Genomic DNA, 15633 nt, shown 5'->3' on the forward strand with positions numbered 1-15633 from the left:
ATGACCGGCGAAGAGACCTGGCTGCGGGCCGAAACTGCCTGCGGTGCGTTGGCGCTGGACCCGGCGATCGGCAACATCCGGCGGCTGGAGTTCGTGGATGGCGCGCGGCGGATCGTTCCGCTGCACAGTGCGCCTTGGCTGGACGAGCGGCAGGTGCAGGCCGACGACAGCCTGTTGCCGGTCGAGCGGTCGCTGGCCGGGGATTTCTTCTGCGCCCCGTTCAGCACCAGCGACGTGGAGCCTTCGCCCGCGCATGGATGGAGCGCGAACAGTCCATGGCGCGCGGTGCAGGGTTCGGCAGGCAGCGTTGGCGCGGTGCTGGAGCGAGCGGTGATGGGCGCGCGGATCGCCAAGTCGCTGAGGTTGGCAGAGGACGCGCCGCTGGTTTACCAGCAGCACGAGATTTCGGGCGGCAAGGGCGGCTTGCCCGTTGCGCATCACCCGATGATCCGGCTGGCCGGGGCGGGACGGCTGTTCACCTCGCCCAAGCGGGTGGCGTTGACGCCCGATGTGCCGCTGGAGCCGGGGCGGGCGAAGCTGGCCTATCCGGCGGAAAGCGCAAACCTGGCGGCATTTCCCGGCGCTGACGGGCCGGTTGACCTGACGCACCTTCCGATTGCCGATGCCCACGAGGATTTCGTGACGCTGATCGAGGCCGACGGCGCGGCGCTTGGCTGGACCGCGGTTCTGCGCGAGGCCGAGGGCGATATCGTCTTTTTCCTCAAGGACCCTGCCGTGCTGCCGGTTACGATGCTGTGGCACTCGAATGCGGGGCGGGACTATGCGCCGTGGAACCGGCGGCATACCGGCGTTCTGGGCATCGAGGATGGCTGCGCGCCCGGCGCGGGCGGCCACGCGGCGGCGCTGCGTCCGAACGCGGTTTCGGCGCATGGTGTGCCGACCGCACTGGACCTTGCGCCCGGACGAACCCACCGCATCGCGCATGTGATCGGCGCCATCGCCCGCCCCGAGGGCTGGGGCGCCATCACTGACATCCGTATCGAGGACGACCGGCTGATCCTGACCGGCGATGCGGGATCACCCCGCGTGCTGCCGTTCCGCGCCAACTTCATGAGCAAGGAGACCTGAGACATGGCCGCCGTTGAACTTCGCGACCTGCACAAGGCCTTCGGCGACTATGTCGCGCTGGAGCGTCTGAATCTTGAGATCGATGACGGGGAATTCCTGGTGCTGCTGGGTCCCTCGGGCTGCGGCAAGTCCACCACTATGCGGCTGATCGCCGGGCTGGAGGAACCCACCGGTGGTGAAATCCGGATCGGCGATCGCAACGTGATCGACGTGCCCGCCCGCGACCGGGACCTGGCGATGGTGTTCCAGAACTACGCGCTGTACCCGCACATGACCGTGGCCGAGAACATCGGCTATCCGCTGAAGATCGCCCGCGTACCGAAGGACAAGCGGGCCGAGCGGGTGCGTGAGGCCGCGGCCAAGGTAGAGATGGAGCATCTGCTGGCGCGCCGTCCGGGAGAGCTTTCGGGCGGGCAGCGGCAACGCGTGGCGCTCGCCCGCGCAATCGTCCGTACGCCGCAACTGTTCCTGATGGACGAGCCGCTGTCGAACCTGGACGCCAAGCTGCGCTCGGTCATGCGGGCCGAGTTGCGGCACCTGCAGAAGGAACTGGCGACAACGACGATCTATGTGACCCACGACCAGGTCGAGGCGATGACGCTGGCCGACCGGATCGTGATCCTGAACAACGCCCGGATCCAGCAGATGGGCACCCCGGCCGAGATCTATGCACGGCCTGCCAACACCTTCGTCGCGGGGTTCATCGGCTCGCCGCCGATGAACCTGCTGGAGGGCCGGATCGAGGACGGTCGGTTCGTGGGCTGCGGGCAGCAGATCGACCTTCCGGGCCAGCCCGACGGACCGGCGACCATCGGCATCCGCCCCGAGGACGTGACCGTGACCGAGGGGCCGGGCGACGTGCGCGGCATCGTCTATACTTCGGAATTGCTGGGTGACGTCACGCTGCTGAGCGCGCGGGTCGGCGAAACGCTGGTGTCGGCCAAGGTCGCGCCGGATGCCGGGCGCCAGATCGACACGCCGGTGTCGCTGAGTTTCGACCGGGCGAAGCTGCATGTCTTCGATGGCCAGACCGGCGAGCGGCGGGGCTGATATGAGCTATCGTTTCTCGACCGCCGGGGAAACCGTGCTGCCGGGGTCGGCGGCGCGTGTGTTCTTTGACGGCACGTTCAGCACCCCGAAGCTGAGCCACCCCGAGGGGGTCACGGTCGGCCCCGACGGCTGGATCTGGACCGGCAATCAGGACGGCGACATCTGCCGGGTATCCCCCGATGGCGACCGGATCGAACGGGTCGCGTCGACCGGCGGTTTCGTGCTGGGGCTGGCCTTTGACGGCGACCGCGCCTTGTTCGCCTGCGACATGCGGCACGCGGCGGTGTTCCGGCTGGACCTGAAAAGCCGCCAGTTGGACCGGTTCACCGCGCCCGGCATCCTGATCCCGAACTATCCGGCGGTGGACGCGGCGCGCGGGCGGCTGCTGGTGTCTGACAGCCATGCCTCGGGCACGCCGGGGCCGGGGATCTGGGCTTATGACCTTGCCACCGGCGCGGGCGCGCTGTGGTACGACCGACCGCTGAACTTTGCCAACGGCCTGGCGCTGAGCCCGGCGGGCGACGCGGTTTATGTCTGCGAGACTTTCGCGACCGCGATCAGCCGGGTGCCGATCCTGCCGGACGGCTCGGCGGGCGCGGCACAGACCTTCGCCGCCGATCTTCCGGGCTTGCCGGACGGCATCGCATTTGACTGCGACGGCAACCTTGTCGTCGGATGCTACGAACCGTCGCGCCTGTTGCGGATTGCGCCGGACGGGCGCTGCGCGGTGCTGGCCGAGGATGCGACGGCGCATGTGTTCTGTCACCCGACCAATGTCGCCTTCGCCGGCGACCGGCTTTACACCGCGAACCTGGGCCGCTGGCACCTGACCGAGGTGGCGATGGACATCGGCGCCGCGCCGCTGTGGAAGGCATCCGCATGACGTTCCGGGGTCTGACATGGGACCATCCGCGTGGCTATGACGCGCTGGCGGCAGGCGCGGAACGGGTCAACGCGGGGCGGGCTGCGCCGTTGATCCACTGGGACAAGCAACCGCTGGAAGGGTTCGAGTCCGCGCCGATCACCGAGTTGACCGCGCGCCACGACCTGGTGGTGCTGGATCATCCGCACATCGGCGAGGCGGTGGGGCAGGGGTGCCTGACCCCGCTGGAGGACATCTTCCCGCCCGAGGCATTGCAGGCCTGGGCGGCGCAGACCGTTGGCCCGGCCTTCGAGTCCTATGCCTGGGGAGGGCGGCACTGGGCGCTGCCGCTGGACGTGGCAACGCAGGTGATGGCGCGGCGGCCGGACCGGATCGCGGATGCGCCCGCCAGTTGGGACGCGGTCGAGGACATCGCCGCGCGCCTGCCGGTGGCGCTGTCGCTGGGCGGGCCGCATGCGTTCCTGTCGCTGCTGTCGATGGGCGCGGCCGAGGGTGCGCGGGTGCAGGGCGATGACATGCTGCCCGATGCGGTTGCGCTGCCCGCGCTGGCGCGGCTGCGGCGGATCGCGGCGCGGGTGCCCGAGGGCAGTGCCGCCCTGAACCCGATCGCGCTGCTGGAGGCGATGGGACGCACGGACGAGATCGCGCTGGTACCGCTGGTCTTCGGCTATGTCACCTACGCCCGCGCGGGCCATGCGCCGTATGCGGTGGCGTTCTCGGACACCATCGGTATCGGGCGCGGCGCGGGCGGTGTGCTGGGCGGCACCGGGATCGCGTTCTCGGCGCGGGCGGTGCCGTCTGACGCGCTGAAAGAGCATATCGCCTCGCTGATGCGCCCCGACGTGCAGGCCACGTTCATTCCGCGCCACGGCGGCCAACCCTCGGCGCGGGCGGCGTGGACCGACGAGCGTGTGAACGCCGACTGGGGCGGGTTCTATCGCGCCACGCTGACCACTGCGGAATGCGCCGCGCTGCGACCGCGTTTCGACGGGTTCCCCGCTTTCACCAACGCGGCCTCTGCCTGCCTGCGCCGGGCATTCGCGGCGGGCGAGGACGAACATGCAACGCTGACCGCGCTGCGCGGCCTCTGGCGGGATGCCAGGGCGCGCGCACACGGCAGCCTGGACGACGACAGGACCGGATCATGACCGACAAGGCACTTTCCCACATCACCATCCTCGACTTCTCGCACCTGTTGCAGGGTCCGTTCGCGACCCAGCTGCTGGCCGACATGGGCGCGAACGTCATCAAGATCGAACGGCCAGGCGCGGGCGACCTGTTCCGGTCGCTGACGTTCCGGAACAAGTGGGTCGGCGGGGCGGAAAGCCCGAACTTCCTGGCGTGGAACCGCAACAAGCGCAGCCTCGCGCTGAATCTCAAGGCGCCCGAGGCGCGTGAGGCGATCATGAAGCTGGCCGAAACGGCGGATGTCGTCGTGCAGAACTTTCGTCCGGGCGTGATGGCGCGGCTGGGCTATGGCTACGAGGACTTCAAGGCCGTGAACCCGGGCATCGTCTACTGCTCTGGCTCGGGCTATGGCGAGGATGGGCCATACGTGAACCGCCCTGGCCAGGACATGCTGGTGCAGGGGCTGACCGGGATCATGGCTGCGACCGGGCAGGCCGACAATCCGCCTACGCCGGTGGGGGCGGGGTTCTCGGACCAGGTCGGCGCGATGAACATGGTCTATGGCATCCTGACCGCGCTGCTGTGGCGCGAGCGTTCGGGGCAGGGCCAGGAGGTGAAGGTCAACCTGCTGGCCGGGATGCTGGCCCACCAGAACCAGGAGATGGTGACGGCGCTGAACTTCGGTGAGGATTTCCAGCGCCCGAACTCCGGCATCGGTCATCCGGGCATGGACGCGCCGTTTGGCACCTATCCGACTAAGGACGGATGGGTGACCATTGCCATGAGCCCGTACAGAACCCTTGTGGGAGTTCTGGGCAACGACGACCTGCTGAGATACGACGACCCGGCTACGCTCTTTGACGAGCGCGACGCGATTTGGCGGGCGCTGGCGGCCGAGACCGGTAAGTGGACCACTGAGGACCTGATCGCTGCGCTCCTTGAGGCGGACATTTGGTGCGGCGAGGTGAAGTCGCACCTTCAGGCCGCCGAGGATCCGCAAGTTGCCCACATGGGGCTGATCACTAGCTATCAGCATCCCAGGGCGGGCGAGGTGAAGGTGGTTGGGCCTGCGGTACACCTGAGTGCTACCCCTCCCTCAATCGAACGCCCGGCGCCACTTATAGGCGAGCACACGCGCGAAATCTTGGCGGGTATCGGCTACGGACCGATCCAAATCGATCAGATGATCGACGGTGGAGGTGCGGGTGAGTCGTAGGGAATTTGCTGTTATCTAGGGAGCGCCGATTCAGAGGCTAGGCCGCAGTCACTGTCCCAGATCTGGCTGTCCTCTGGGCGCAATTTCGGAGCTGTAGATATCAATGGCCCTAGCCGAGAGTTTACACCCTGACCAGCCGGCTAGCTTCGACAAGTGCAGGGCGGAATTCCCGCCCTGCACTTGCGTGATCAGGCTATCGCGCGGCTTGCCTCGTTCGGGACCAGACTCCTGTCAACCAATCCGGGGCGCCGCACCTGCCACCACCGGACCGTGTAGCGCAGGCGGCTCGGCAAATCCTGCCGGCGCAGGTCGACTAGGACGACTAGGAAGCTCAGGACAACGGCTTCTTCGGCTTCACCGCGCGCAATCTTTGCGTCTAGTGCTTCAACGAGCGCGTCGGACAGACCCCAGTCTCGTAGCTGCCGAAGCGTTGGCAGCGTCGGGCCTTTCCACGCGGATAGCCCGGCGATGAAGTGGCGCAGTTCCCACTTATCCTGGTCCAGCTCCAATGGAATGCGGCGCTGCAGGCTGAATGCCGGCGGCGCTTCGCTGAATGCAATAGACGACGCCGGTGGGGCAGAGCGCATCTGCCGAAAGCCGCTGACTGAGCCGATCCCGTGCCAGCCGGCTGCCAGCGTCTGCGGGACCTTTACGGTCACTGGCAGGCCGTTCGCCTTGTCGTTCGCTGCGCGTTCGTGAAGCACGAGGTATTTCGTCCAGCGGCTCGGCAGTTGGTATGCCATGGCCAGCTCGCTGGCGTCATCAGTGGGGGCTGCAATCCGGGCTGCCGCGGCAATCCGGGCCAGGGGAGATTGGCTGGATTCGCTGGGATTGTCCATTGCGGGCGGGATAGCAACCTCAGCCCGATGCGGTATCCCCGTGCCTGCGAAATACTCCAGCGTGACGCTGCCCTTTGGGCACGTGTCGAACCACGCAAAGGCGTGCAGGGTGTCGCCATCATAGAGGCGCTCGATTTTCATCGGCCACTCCTGGGCAGGTTGGGCGGGCCAGGCGATCCGTACATCGTGGGCTCTCGGGGCCAGGATGCGCTGGAAGTGGCGGTAGATCCGTTCGCCCATGTCCTCGTTTGGGGTGACAAGCTCGCAAGCGCCCCCCGTCACCTCGGCAAGCTGGCGCACCTTCGTCTCGGCCACGGCGCTTCCGACACCGACGCTGAAGATCCGGTACCCTGCAGCGCTGGCCCGGCGGGCGATATCCCCGGCCTCCCAGATCTCGCCGTCGGTGATCAGGAGGATATCTCGAGAGCCCACACCGATTTCTACCCGGATGGCCACATCCAGAGCCTTCTCCATCTCGGTCCCGCCCATGTCCGCGTCGAAACTGCGCGCGAAGGCATGCGCTTCACGTCGGGTTCGCGCGGTGACCTGGACCGGCTGCGGATGGAGCGCGCGCCAATCACTGCCGAACCTGATGATGTTGAACCGAACGCTTTCGGGCAGCGCCTCGATTATACGCTCCAACCCGATCCTTGCCTGGGCGATCGAGTCGCCCATCATGGACCCCGAGCAATCCACCACGATCTGTACGGTTCGCGGAACAGATGTGGCCCCGGATGCAGGAACTGCGGGCAGGGCGGGCCGGAAACTTGCCAGTGCCACCCATCGATCGCCGTCCCGCCCGACGAGCGCGCAGTGCGGATCCGTGAGGCCGAGCTGGGCTTCGATCACCACGTCGCGGTCCATGACCGTCGCGCTTTCAAGCGCCAGGTGGACACACTCGCCATCCCGCGTCTGCCGGATGTCATGCGTCGGAGACGCCAGCCGGGCCCCAGCCAGCGGCCCACGGATCCGCGCTTCCATCTCGAGCCGGTTCTCCACGGCAAGCGAGTGCTCGGGCAGTTGGTGCGGCTGAAGATGCCGTGCGCGGCCGTAGCGCGGCGCGATCGTTGTCGGCAGGGCTAGTCGCACCCGATCCCCGTTCCAGCGCAGAAGCATCCCGTACCGATAGCGCAGGATCGCAGTCTCACCTGCACGCAGATTGCCGATGCTGGCGGTGAACAGGCCCGGTTCAATCTGCTCCAGCAGGACGGCGGAATCGCCTCCGGCGATGCTGTCCTCGTACTGTGCGTCTGCTTGCGCAGCAGGAACGACTTCGCCGATGCGACGGGTTCCGGCGATCTCGGCCTCGACCGACAGCAGAGTAGCTTCGCTAGGCATCGGGAAGCTGTAGACCGCTTCTATGTCCGACTGGCCAGAGTTTAGGTAGACCTGTTCGACCGCCGCCTCGGCGAACATCCCGTCCACGGTCAGATTCATCCGGACCCGATCGAGCGGTGACCGGGACAGGTCTTCATCAGTTCTGGCTACGGCTGTCGAGATCATCGTTCGTCTCATCGGGGTCCTCCTGCAATCTTCTGTCTTGAAATCTGCGCACCAGCTCCGCGGCGTCGCGGGCGAGGGCACGTATGTCGTCGGGGGTCAGTCCGGCCTCCGCCGGCTCGATCGCGATCTCGATGCCGGGAGCAACGAGAATGTAGCTGCGCAGTGTCACGTCGCCGGGCCGACGCCGCTTCGACGGTGGCAGGTCGTCGGTCTCGGCGTCGCCGACCAACTCGCGGATCCGATCAAGGCTGAGTCCCGCCCGCTGCCATTTCCGGATCTCGAGAAGACGCTCGAGATGCCCATGTGTGTAGTACGCGCCTCGCTTCTCGCCTTCGGGCCGATCCATCAGCCCCTGTTGGATGTAATACCGCACAGTGCGCTGCGGAACGTCCGCAAGGGTACTCAGGTCGGAGAGGGTGTAGGTCTGATCGGCATCGGTCATGCCGCATTATTTATCAGTCAAAATGTCAAAAACAAGTGTCACATAATTCCAGATGCGGGAACGTGGTCCGGCGGTATTGCGTCTCGCGTAGAGCGCTATCGCCGATGGTGGTCGGGAAGGGATCCGTACCAGGGGTGGTAAGAATCCCGCTAAGCCATTGATCTCTATATAGGCAATTAGCAGCCGTTCGTGGGAATTGATTATTGAATTTATTGAGGAATCTCGCGCTATAGGTACTCCGGCCTCGGGTACCATCGCCCACATGGCGCATTGAAATCATTGAGAAAATCGGCGCATGCGTCCACCCCTCGGGAGGGGTTGGACACTTCGTTACCACTCGAAGCCGTCGACGGCGTTCATCGCCTGTTCCGCCATCAGGCGGCGCTCTGCCTTCTCGGTGTAGATCTCGGAGGTGGCCGCCTTCGTGTGCGAGAGCACCGACATGATCTGCCGCGAGCTCATGCCGCTCTCGGACAGGAGCTCCGCCAGGGCCTTCCGAAAGCCGTGCGAGGAGCGATCCTCAAGCCCGGCCTTGTCGCACCATTTGCGGTAGCGGACGCGCATGCTCTCGGGGTTCTTGAAGGGCTTGCCGTGTGTGCCGACGATATAGGTGTCCCGGCCCGTCACCTTCGTTCCCGCGACGGCGCGGCGCAGGGGATCCATCAGCGGCAGCATAACCTCCTTTGATCCACGCTTGACCGGTTGCCACTTGAGGTAGGTGCGGCCGTTCAGCGTGACCTCGTGCGGCGGCCCGAGCAGGATCGCGTCGGAGATCCGCGTGCCGGTGAACATCAGGATCGTGAGGTACAGGTAAGCCTGCGTTCCCGGCGGGTGCGCCTCGCGGTACTTCTTCAAGGCCTCGGGATCCCACGGGGTCGCGCCGCCCTTCGAGCGGTGGATGTTGCCCAGACCTTCGGCCGGGTTCTGGTCGTACTCCTCGATGTCGTTCAGGTGGCGATACATCGCGCGCACCGCCTTCATCATGTTGTCCGCCTCGGCGGGCGTCTCGATCATCTGTAGCTGCAGCTTCTTGAGCGCCTTTTTCGGCGCGGCAATGTCGTAGCCCCCATAGACGCCGCCGCCATCCGCCTCGGCCGCGCAGAAGCGCGTGAGCAGGCTGCGGCGCTGCTTGAGCGTCAGCTTCGATTTGAGTTCCGCCGCTACCTCTCTTTCCAAGTGCGCGAGATAAAGTTTTACCCCCGCCCATGCGAGGGATTGCTTTACCGCTTTTGGTTCAGGCGGCACGTCGCATGGCTTTTCGCCGCGACGGGCGGCCTGATAGTAGTCAAAGAACTTCGGGTGATCCGGGCCGACCGGGATAGTGATCTTCCTGTTCTTGTCCCCTTCAGGTCGCACACGATGACGGATTGCGCCGGATTTCAGCTTTTCTGACCAGTATCCTCGGAGGTGCATCCTCATTTCGGCCCCCTTCTCTTGTCGTCACCACTGAAGCGGAGACGAAACCCCGTTAGTATCCGTCTCACAGTCCACATCGGTGCCATTGCCTTTCAGGATCCGAATGACTCGAGATTTCGGATCGAACTCGACCTTGTTAAACTCGATGCCAGCCTTTTGGAGGGCGCTGATCATCCCATGGGTGGCGCGTTCGACCTGTGCACGGGTAAAGCCAGGCTTCTTTCCCATTTCCGCCTCATTCTTTTTACTTGCGCGGATTGTTCCGTGGGTGAGGCAATTATGGCGTGCGTGCCTGTGTTGCGAACACCTTTTTGCAATCGGATTTGGAATTAGTTCGGTGAAAAAAACTATATGTGTCTTATTGTGTGGATCGCTGTCCAAGTCGGCTTTTGGAGAGAATGTTTAGAGAAAATCTTGAATTTACACTTGTAGTTCGCCCTCATGATTAGAGGTTCCCCGAGTTTATAAGGCAGGTGTCGCTGCTGAAGTTGTCCCGCGCGGCTCGTCGGTCGCGGCGGATGTCACGCACTCAACTCTCTGAAATTATTACGTAATTTATCTATCTGCGGCGATGTGATGTAATAGTAGATAGGTATGTATATGGAGACTCTCGTTCTCCTCCTCGCGTAGACACCCCCCTATACACATCATTAGGTGTTCCGGCGTTGCGGATAGCAAAAAAGTGTACTGTGTTCATTATGCTAAGCCGTGGCGCGCCCTGTTGCGCCGTGGGGTCGGGGGAGCACGCGAGGCCCGTCCGGTAGTGTTCCAGCGCCGGACGGCTAGATGGACGTATGCGTGACAGGCACGTCATGTCACGCCGAGCGCCCTTCTCAGCCGCTCTGTGTGTGCGGCCACGAACGCCGCCGCTTCCCATACGAGAGCGGCCGGCACCCCGCTGCCACTGCGCCGATCACTTGTGCTGTGGCCGAAGCTGATGATGTGGTCTCCGCGTAGGGCACGCCCAGCCGGTACCAACGGCAGAGCGTGCGCGCCCAGCGACCCTGCGAGTCGAGGGCGAGCAGTGACCTGCCCCAATGAAGTGGTCCGGCTTCAGTCTTGGTGCATTGCGGGTCCGGGAGCTACGGTCGGGGTGGCCGGCGAAGCGGCTCCGGATGGCGGAGCCGGCCATTGCGCAACCTCGGGAGTTGGCGGCCGATCGCCCAAGGATGACTGCGGTCGCTTCGTGTTGTCTTGCTTGCGCCAGTCCTCGATGACGGTCCGTGCCTCGGCCAGGCTGTAAGAGATCTCGCCGTTAGGCAGCTCATACCTGCGCTTCGCATTGAAGCTCTGGCGGTAGCCGTTCTGCCAAGGCCTGTCCGGCTCGATACAGGCCGTCTTGGCGCCGACCGCGGCGACCCGTTCTCTCAAGGCCGTGACCACGAACTTCGGGCCGTTGTCGGACCTGATGTGGTCTGGGGGCACCCCGCGGGATGAACTGATCCGACAGCACGTCGATCACGTCCGTGGATTTCAACCGCTGATCAATGCGGATCGCCAGGCACTCCCGGGTGAACTCGTCGATCAGGTTGATCGGGCGGCCGCTCCTTCCGTCATGGGTCCGGCTCTCGACGAAGTCTTAGGACCATACATGGTCTGGTCGCTCTGGTCGCAGACGGACGAACGATCCGTCGTTTCACCAGAGGCGGCCCCTCTTCGGTTGCTTCTGCGGAACCTTCAGCCCCTCCCGCCGCCGGATCCTCTCGACCCGCTTCGCGTTTGCGATCCAGCCTGCATCACGCAGCAGGGCCATGATATGCCGAGTGCCGTAGCGGCCATACTGAGAAGCGAGCGCGATGATGTCCGCGGTGATGTCTGCGGTGATGTTTGCGGTGAGCGCGCCCTCGTCGGGACGTCCACGCGGCACCTCCCGCGGGTCGCGCGATGTTGGCCGAGCCCCCGACAGGCAAGCCATTCGGAGGCCCCAAACTTCTGCCTGACATGATCGACGCGCCGAGGGCGGAGGGCGGGGCTCAGCCGTTTCCCAACGCGGCGCCCTTCAGGATCAGAGTCTCGAGCGTGAGGTCCGATACGGCTTTCCGAAGCCGCTAGTTCTCTTTCTCATGCGCCTTCAGACGCTTCACCTGGTTGGTCTTCAGGCCACCATACAGCTTGCGCCACCGATAGTAGGTGAACTGCGTCACGCCGACCGCGCGCATCGCCGCCGCCACAGACCGGCCTTGCGACACCAACACATCAACCTGCCGCAGCTTCGCGACAATCTCCTCGGGCTTATGCTTCTTCCGGGCCGTTCCTTGATCCTCAATCCGGCTCGAAAGCCGACCTTGGGGAGGACCACTTTTCAGTGGGCAGGCCGAAGGTCGGGGCGTCAGTGAAAGGGCCGGCGACGTCTCGCCGCCGGCACCTGGGTTCAGAGACTGATCTTCTGCTCGACCTTCTTGACCTGGATCCGGGCCATGCCGAGATTCGCGGCGTTCTTGTCGAGGGCCACGTAGAGGAACACGGTCGGGGTATCCTCCAGTGGACGGATCAGGTGGAACTGCTTGCCCAGCGTGATGAGGATGTCCTCGATCTTGTCGTCGAGATCGAGCGCCTGCATCGCGCGAAGCTTTGCCTTCACGACTTCGGTATTGCCGGCAGCGGCAGCTTCGAGGTCGAAATTGCCGCCCCCCTCGGATCCGAGCATCAGGCCCGTCTCGCTGTCCACGAGGCAGGCGCCGATGAAGCCGGCGACCTGGTTCAGGCCGGAGATGTCGGTCGAGCTCACCTTGGTTTCGGCGTTCATGGCTATCGTCCTTTCGTTGTGGGTCTGTTCGGAAACGCTCACGCCTTTCCCGGGTGCGAGAAGCTGGTAGCCAGTCGTGAGCGCACGTTTGACCTTGTCGATTGCGTGCATCTCCGCCTCGCTGGTTTCCGGCGCGGGCCCCGTCTCGGGTGAAGCGCGCACCAATTCGTCTTCCGCTACTCTGGAAACGTCCGGCCCCGGGGCGGACGACACTCGAAAAAACTCCTGTGCTGCCGGCGGCCTCACATCTTCCGGATCGGGCACCGCGAAAGGGTCCGGCAGTGCGACACCGACCGCGACCTCCAGTGCCTCGAAAAGCGCCGCGCCGCCCGACCGGTGCCAGAGGTCGCGGTCGCCGGCCCCAAGAGCCCTGAACGCCTGCGGTGTCGCAATGAAGAGGATCTTGCCGAACAGGCCGCCGGTCTCGACCAAAAGCCGCTTGCGGACCTTCTCGCGGTCATCGGGACCAAGCAGGTCGGCGCGTGTCACGACCAAGACCGACCGCTCCTTCAGCTTCGCCGGCATCTTCGACCAGGTTGCGCGCTCGGATTGCCGCCAGGCTTGCGTCGCATGGGTGCACCAGAGCACTGCGTCCGAGATTCCGGCCACACCGGCCAGGATCTCGGTCTGCAGTGCCGGGTCGGATATCCCCGGCGTGTCGATGAGCGAAATCGCCCCGAGCACCGGTGCCGGAAGCCGCACCGAGATCATCGCGTCTCTATTGGGGTCACGGGTCCGCAACCCGGCGATCGGGTGGCGCGACAGCGTGCCGTCGTGGCCCAGGGACACAAACTCCTGACTGTCGCCGAAGGACAGCGAGATTGCCGGCATCTGTGTCGCGGTAACCTTGCGCGGCAGGAACTCTCGACCGAGTAGAAGGTTGATCAGCGTGGATTTTCCGGCCGAGAACTCGCCCATCACCGCAAGGGTAGGGGTGTCGCTGCGGGACCGCATCTCGCGCATCAGGGCCGTGGCGGACGATCCCCGGCCGGGGGCGTCTGCGTTGCTCATGCCAGGTCCCTTCTTGTTGCGCGCAATGTTTCGATCCGGACGTCCAGCGCCGCGAGGGCCGCGTTCCGGGCCTTGTGTTCCGCGTTCAGTCCAAGTTCTTCACGCATCAGGCTGCGTTTCTCGCCACCATCCTCTGCAACGAGTTCACCAAGTATGGCGGCTTGCCTGTCGATGTCCTCGATCAGCGCACGCCGGATGCGCGCGAAGTAGTCAAGCAGGTTTTCCTGCTCCAGCGCCTGGATGAGCGGCCGGGTCTCTTCGGCTATGATGCGGCGCAATTCCTGCAGCCGCGCCTGCCGGCGCCATGACCCGCCCAGCCATCCGCGCCACCATCCGCCGCTGAGATCGAAGGCAAGGGTAGCGCCCAGGGCGACAGGCGGAGCAGGTTCAGGGGATTGGGCCGGTGACAGGGTCAGGTCGTTGCTGCGACGCCCCAGAACCGCGCAGTAGATCTTTGACAACTCTGCCGCCACCCCCGCCAGGGTCTCCTGGGCCAACTCCCGGCATTCGCTGGTGTGGTCAAGATAAATCGCCTTGAAACCGCTTCGCAGACCGTTGGCATCGGCCGCCCAACCGGCTTCGCCGCCTGCCGAGAGCGCCGCGTCCAGTGCGTCGCATTCCCGCTTGCTGAACGCGTCCACGGCGTCCTGCAAATCGCGACGCATCGCCGGAACGATCCGCTCGATCTGCTGTTCGAGACGGTGGATGTAGTTGCCACGCAATTCCTCGAGGGCTCGCCCGAGTTGGTCGGCGTCCAGCGTGGATTCCGCACCCCGGGATTCCGCGGCGGTCAATCGGAGACGCAGTTGTCTCACTGCGTTCCCGGCTTCGGCGGCCGCGCGATCCGCAACGCGGGCAAGCGCGCCCGTCGCCATGTTGTGGGCGAGCGCCTCCTGCAGGTGGGCCAGTCCGGAGGCTATCCAGGGATCCTGCTCGGCCAGGGCGCCGTTGCTCCGCACGCCCCCGGAGACCGTTTTCAGCGGGGCACCCGTCAAGGCCGCGTTCGCCCAGAGCGCGCTGCCGAAGATGATCGGAGCGTCCTGACCGAACCCGTTCCGTGCCAGCGTCGCCCGCACATGTGCCTCGATTTCTGGGCATTGCGCTTCGGGATTGTCCAACTCATCGACCCGGTTGACGAACAGCACGATCTGTTCGGCATTCATTGCATTGAGGATCCGCATCAGCGCCAGGTCGCTGGTTGTCATCGCCTGGTGAGCGCTGAGCACCACAAGGCAGATGTCGGTATCGCGCAGGGCCTGAAGCGTGGTCTCTTCGCGCACCAGCAAAGGGTCGTTGACGCCGGGCGTGTCCCTTATGGTCAGGGGGATGCCGTATTCGGGCACCTCTAGATGCAAGGTGGCGGATTTGGTGACATCCGCGTACCTGCCCTGAATCGGGGCACCGTCACCCTCGTCGCCGTGGCAGACATACTTTGCGACCAGCGCCGGATCGAAGGTGCTGAACCTGTGCTTGCTGCCCAGAAGCATGTCGAAGTTCGCACCAAGCCGTTGCTGAGCCTTGCGCTGCATGTCGTCGACCTGCCCGCGCAACATGGAAAGCTCGGATTCGTGGTTGGCTCGGCGAGCGATCTCTCCCATCCGGCCGCCGCCGTCGCTCAGCCGGGCCCAGTCGTCGCGGTCGAGAAACGTGAACTCGGCATGCCCCGGTGCGACGTCGGCCGCGTTGAGATGCAATGAGGTCACCACTGTCGTCCAAGGGTTCACGTCGCTGGGAAGCAGTCCCGGTGCATAGGCGAGCGCATTGGCAAGGGCCGTCTTGCCGGCCTTCACCTGCCCCACGATCGTGATGACGGGTGCCGTCGCCCGTATCTCGGCAATGCAACGCTGCAGCTCTGTCCGCATGGCCCCGGTGCCAAGGCCACTGGCGTCGGAAAGTGTTGTCTCGCAGGTATCGAGCAGGTCACTCAACGGCGCGAAACAGTCGAAAACCTGGCGAAGTTCGGTATCGGGGAGTGGATTGGGGAGCATTGCGACGCTAGATCGATCGGATTTGAATAAATCTACTTAGAATAACCTATTACCGACATAAGACACGCTATGGTAGAGAAGTGTGGCGAGAATGTGGCTGTCGATCAGGATCATGGCGCCAAGATGGTGGCGGGCGTTCGCGCTTGGGAAGGCCTTGGCGTGTGCCGGGGCTTCGGCAGCAGGATACCTACTTCGGAAGGCGCAAGGGCGCGTGGGAAAGAGCGGCGGAAACATACTATCGGATGTATCTCGTGCATTTCATGCTTGAGTTTTCAGCGGAGGCATACTTATTATCAGGTGTCTTTCGGGTTGCTTTTGCGCC

The 15633-nt window shown here is 64.6% G+C and carries 11 protein-coding genes and 1 pseudogene; 5 read left to right on the forward strand and 7 right to left on the reverse strand.

All coding sequences use genetic code 11. The features are described 5' to 3' along the window. The 5 genes from ACW9UR_RS23235 to ACW9UR_RS23255 are packed head-to-tail and all read left to right on the forward strand — an operon-like array spanning position 1 to position 5366. The gene (locus ACW9UR_RS23235; RefSeq protein ID WP_458919469.1) at positions 1–1089 is read left to right on the forward strand and encodes a hypothetical protein; all 1089 of its coding nucleotides are present in this window, start codon (positions 1–3) and stop codon (positions 1087–1089) included. 3 nt (positions 1090–1092) lie between these two features. Further along, positions 1093–2139, forward strand: a complete 1047-nt coding sequence (locus ACW9UR_RS23240) for an ABC transporter ATP-binding protein (RefSeq protein ID WP_458919470.1) — start codon at positions 1093–1095, stop codon at positions 2137–2139. A gap of 1 nt (position 2140) precedes the next feature. Then, positions 2141–3022 carry an SMP-30/gluconolactonase/LRE family protein gene (locus tag ACW9UR_RS23245; protein WP_458919471.1) on the forward strand — a complete coding sequence of 294 codons (882 nt, stop codon included), beginning with the start codon at positions 2141–2143 and terminating at the stop codon, positions 3020–3022. Further along, complete coding sequence (locus tag ACW9UR_RS23250; RefSeq protein WP_458919472.1) at positions 3019–4170, forward strand: carbohydrate ABC transporter substrate-binding protein; 1152 nt, start codon at positions 3019–3021, stop codon at positions 4168–4170. Before ACW9UR_RS23245 ends, ACW9UR_RS23250 begins: the two co-directional genes overlap by 4 nt. Further along, a complete protein-coding gene (locus ACW9UR_RS23255) occupies positions 4167–5366 on the forward strand; it encodes a CaiB/BaiF CoA transferase family protein (RefSeq protein ID WP_458919473.1) in 1200 nt (399 codons plus the stop codon). The genes ACW9UR_RS23250 and ACW9UR_RS23255 overlap by 4 nt, the downstream gene beginning before the upstream one ends. Positions 5367–5554: 188 nt before the next feature. On the opposite strand, the gene ACW9UR_RS23260 is transcribed toward ACW9UR_RS23255, so the two are convergent. The 7 genes and pseudogenes from ACW9UR_RS23260 to ACW9UR_RS23290 all read right to left on the reverse strand — a co-directional run bounded on the left by ACW9UR_RS23260 (position 5555) and on the right by ACW9UR_RS23290 (position 15311). Then, on the reverse strand, positions 5555–7720 hold the full coding sequence (locus tag ACW9UR_RS23260; protein WP_458919474.1) for a VIT domain-containing protein: 2166 nt from the start codon (positions 7718–7720) through the stop codon (positions 5555–5557). Beyond that, positions 7680–8150, reverse strand: a complete 471-nt coding sequence (locus ACW9UR_RS23265) for a helix-turn-helix domain-containing protein (protein ID WP_458919475.1) — start codon at positions 8148–8150, stop codon at positions 7680–7682. The genes ACW9UR_RS23260 and ACW9UR_RS23265 overlap by 41 nt, the downstream gene beginning before the upstream one ends. A 330-nt stretch (positions 8151–8480) precedes the next feature. Further along, a complete protein-coding gene (locus ACW9UR_RS23270) occupies positions 8481–9569 on the reverse strand; it encodes a tyrosine-type recombinase/integrase (RefSeq protein WP_458919476.1) in 1089 nt (362 codons plus the stop codon). A 21-nt stretch (positions 9570–9590) separates the two neighbouring features. Further along, a complete protein-coding gene (locus ACW9UR_RS23275) occupies positions 9591–9794 on the reverse strand; it encodes a hypothetical protein (protein WP_458919477.1) in 204 nt (67 codons plus the stop codon). Positions 9795–10619: 825 nt separating this feature from the next. Then, positions 10620–11833, reverse strand: a pseudogene (locus ACW9UR_RS23280) (IS3 family transposase). 104 nt (positions 11834–11937) lie between these two features. Then, a complete protein-coding gene (locus ACW9UR_RS23285) occupies positions 11938–13323 on the reverse strand; it encodes a dynamin family protein (protein WP_458919478.1) in 1386 nt (461 codons plus the stop codon). Next, positions 13320–15311 carry a dynamin family protein gene (locus ACW9UR_RS23290; RefSeq protein ID WP_458919479.1) on the reverse strand — a complete coding sequence of 664 codons (1992 nt, stop codon included), beginning with the start codon at positions 15309–15311 and terminating at the stop codon, positions 13320–13322. Before ACW9UR_RS23290 ends, ACW9UR_RS23285 begins: the two co-directional genes overlap by 4 nt. Positions 15312–15633: the final 322 nt, after the last annotated feature.

The sequence above is a fragment of the Halovulum sp. GXIMD14794 genome (assembly GCF_054457455.1).

Bases quoted from the DNA above. Each gene is read 5' to 3' on its own strand.
- ACW9UR_RS23235 (WP_458919469.1), top strand. From the start codon at position 1: ATGACCGGCGAAGAGACCTGGCTGCGGGCCGAAACTGCCTGCGGTGCG.
- ACW9UR_RS23240 (WP_458919470.1), top strand. From the start codon at position 1,093: ATGGCCGCCGTTGAACTTCGCGACCTGCACAAGGCCTTCGGCGACTAT.
- ACW9UR_RS23245 (WP_458919471.1), top strand. From the start codon at position 2,141: ATGAGCTATCGTTTCTCGACCGCCGGGGAAACCGTGCTGCCGGGGTCG.
- ACW9UR_RS23250 (WP_458919472.1), top strand. From the start codon at position 3,019: ATGACGTTCCGGGGTCTGACATGGGACCATCCGCGTGGCTATGACGCG.
- ACW9UR_RS23255 (WP_458919473.1), top strand. From the start codon at position 4,167: ATGACCGACAAGGCACTTTCCCACATCACCATCCTCGACTTCTCGCAC.
- ACW9UR_RS23260 (WP_458919474.1), bottom strand. From the start codon at position 7,720: ATGAGACGAACGATGATCTCGACAGCCGTAGCCAGAACTGATGAAGAC.
- ACW9UR_RS23265 (WP_458919475.1), bottom strand. From the start codon at position 8,150: ATGACCGATGCCGATCAGACCTACACCCTCTCCGACCTGAGTACCCTT.
- ACW9UR_RS23270 (WP_458919476.1), bottom strand. From the start codon at position 9,569: ATGAGGATGCACCTCCGAGGATACTGGTCAGAAAAGCTGAAATCCGGC.
- ACW9UR_RS23275 (WP_458919477.1), bottom strand. From the start codon at position 9,794: ATGGGAAAGAAGCCTGGCTTTACCCGTGCACAGGTCGAACGCGCCACC.
- ACW9UR_RS23285 (WP_458919478.1), bottom strand. From the start codon at position 13,323: ATGAGCAACGCAGACGCCCCCGGCCGGGGATCGTCCGCCACGGCCCTG.
- ACW9UR_RS23290 (WP_458919479.1), bottom strand. From the start codon at position 15,311: ATGCTCCCCAATCCACTCCCCGATACCGAACTTCGCCAGGTTTTCGAC.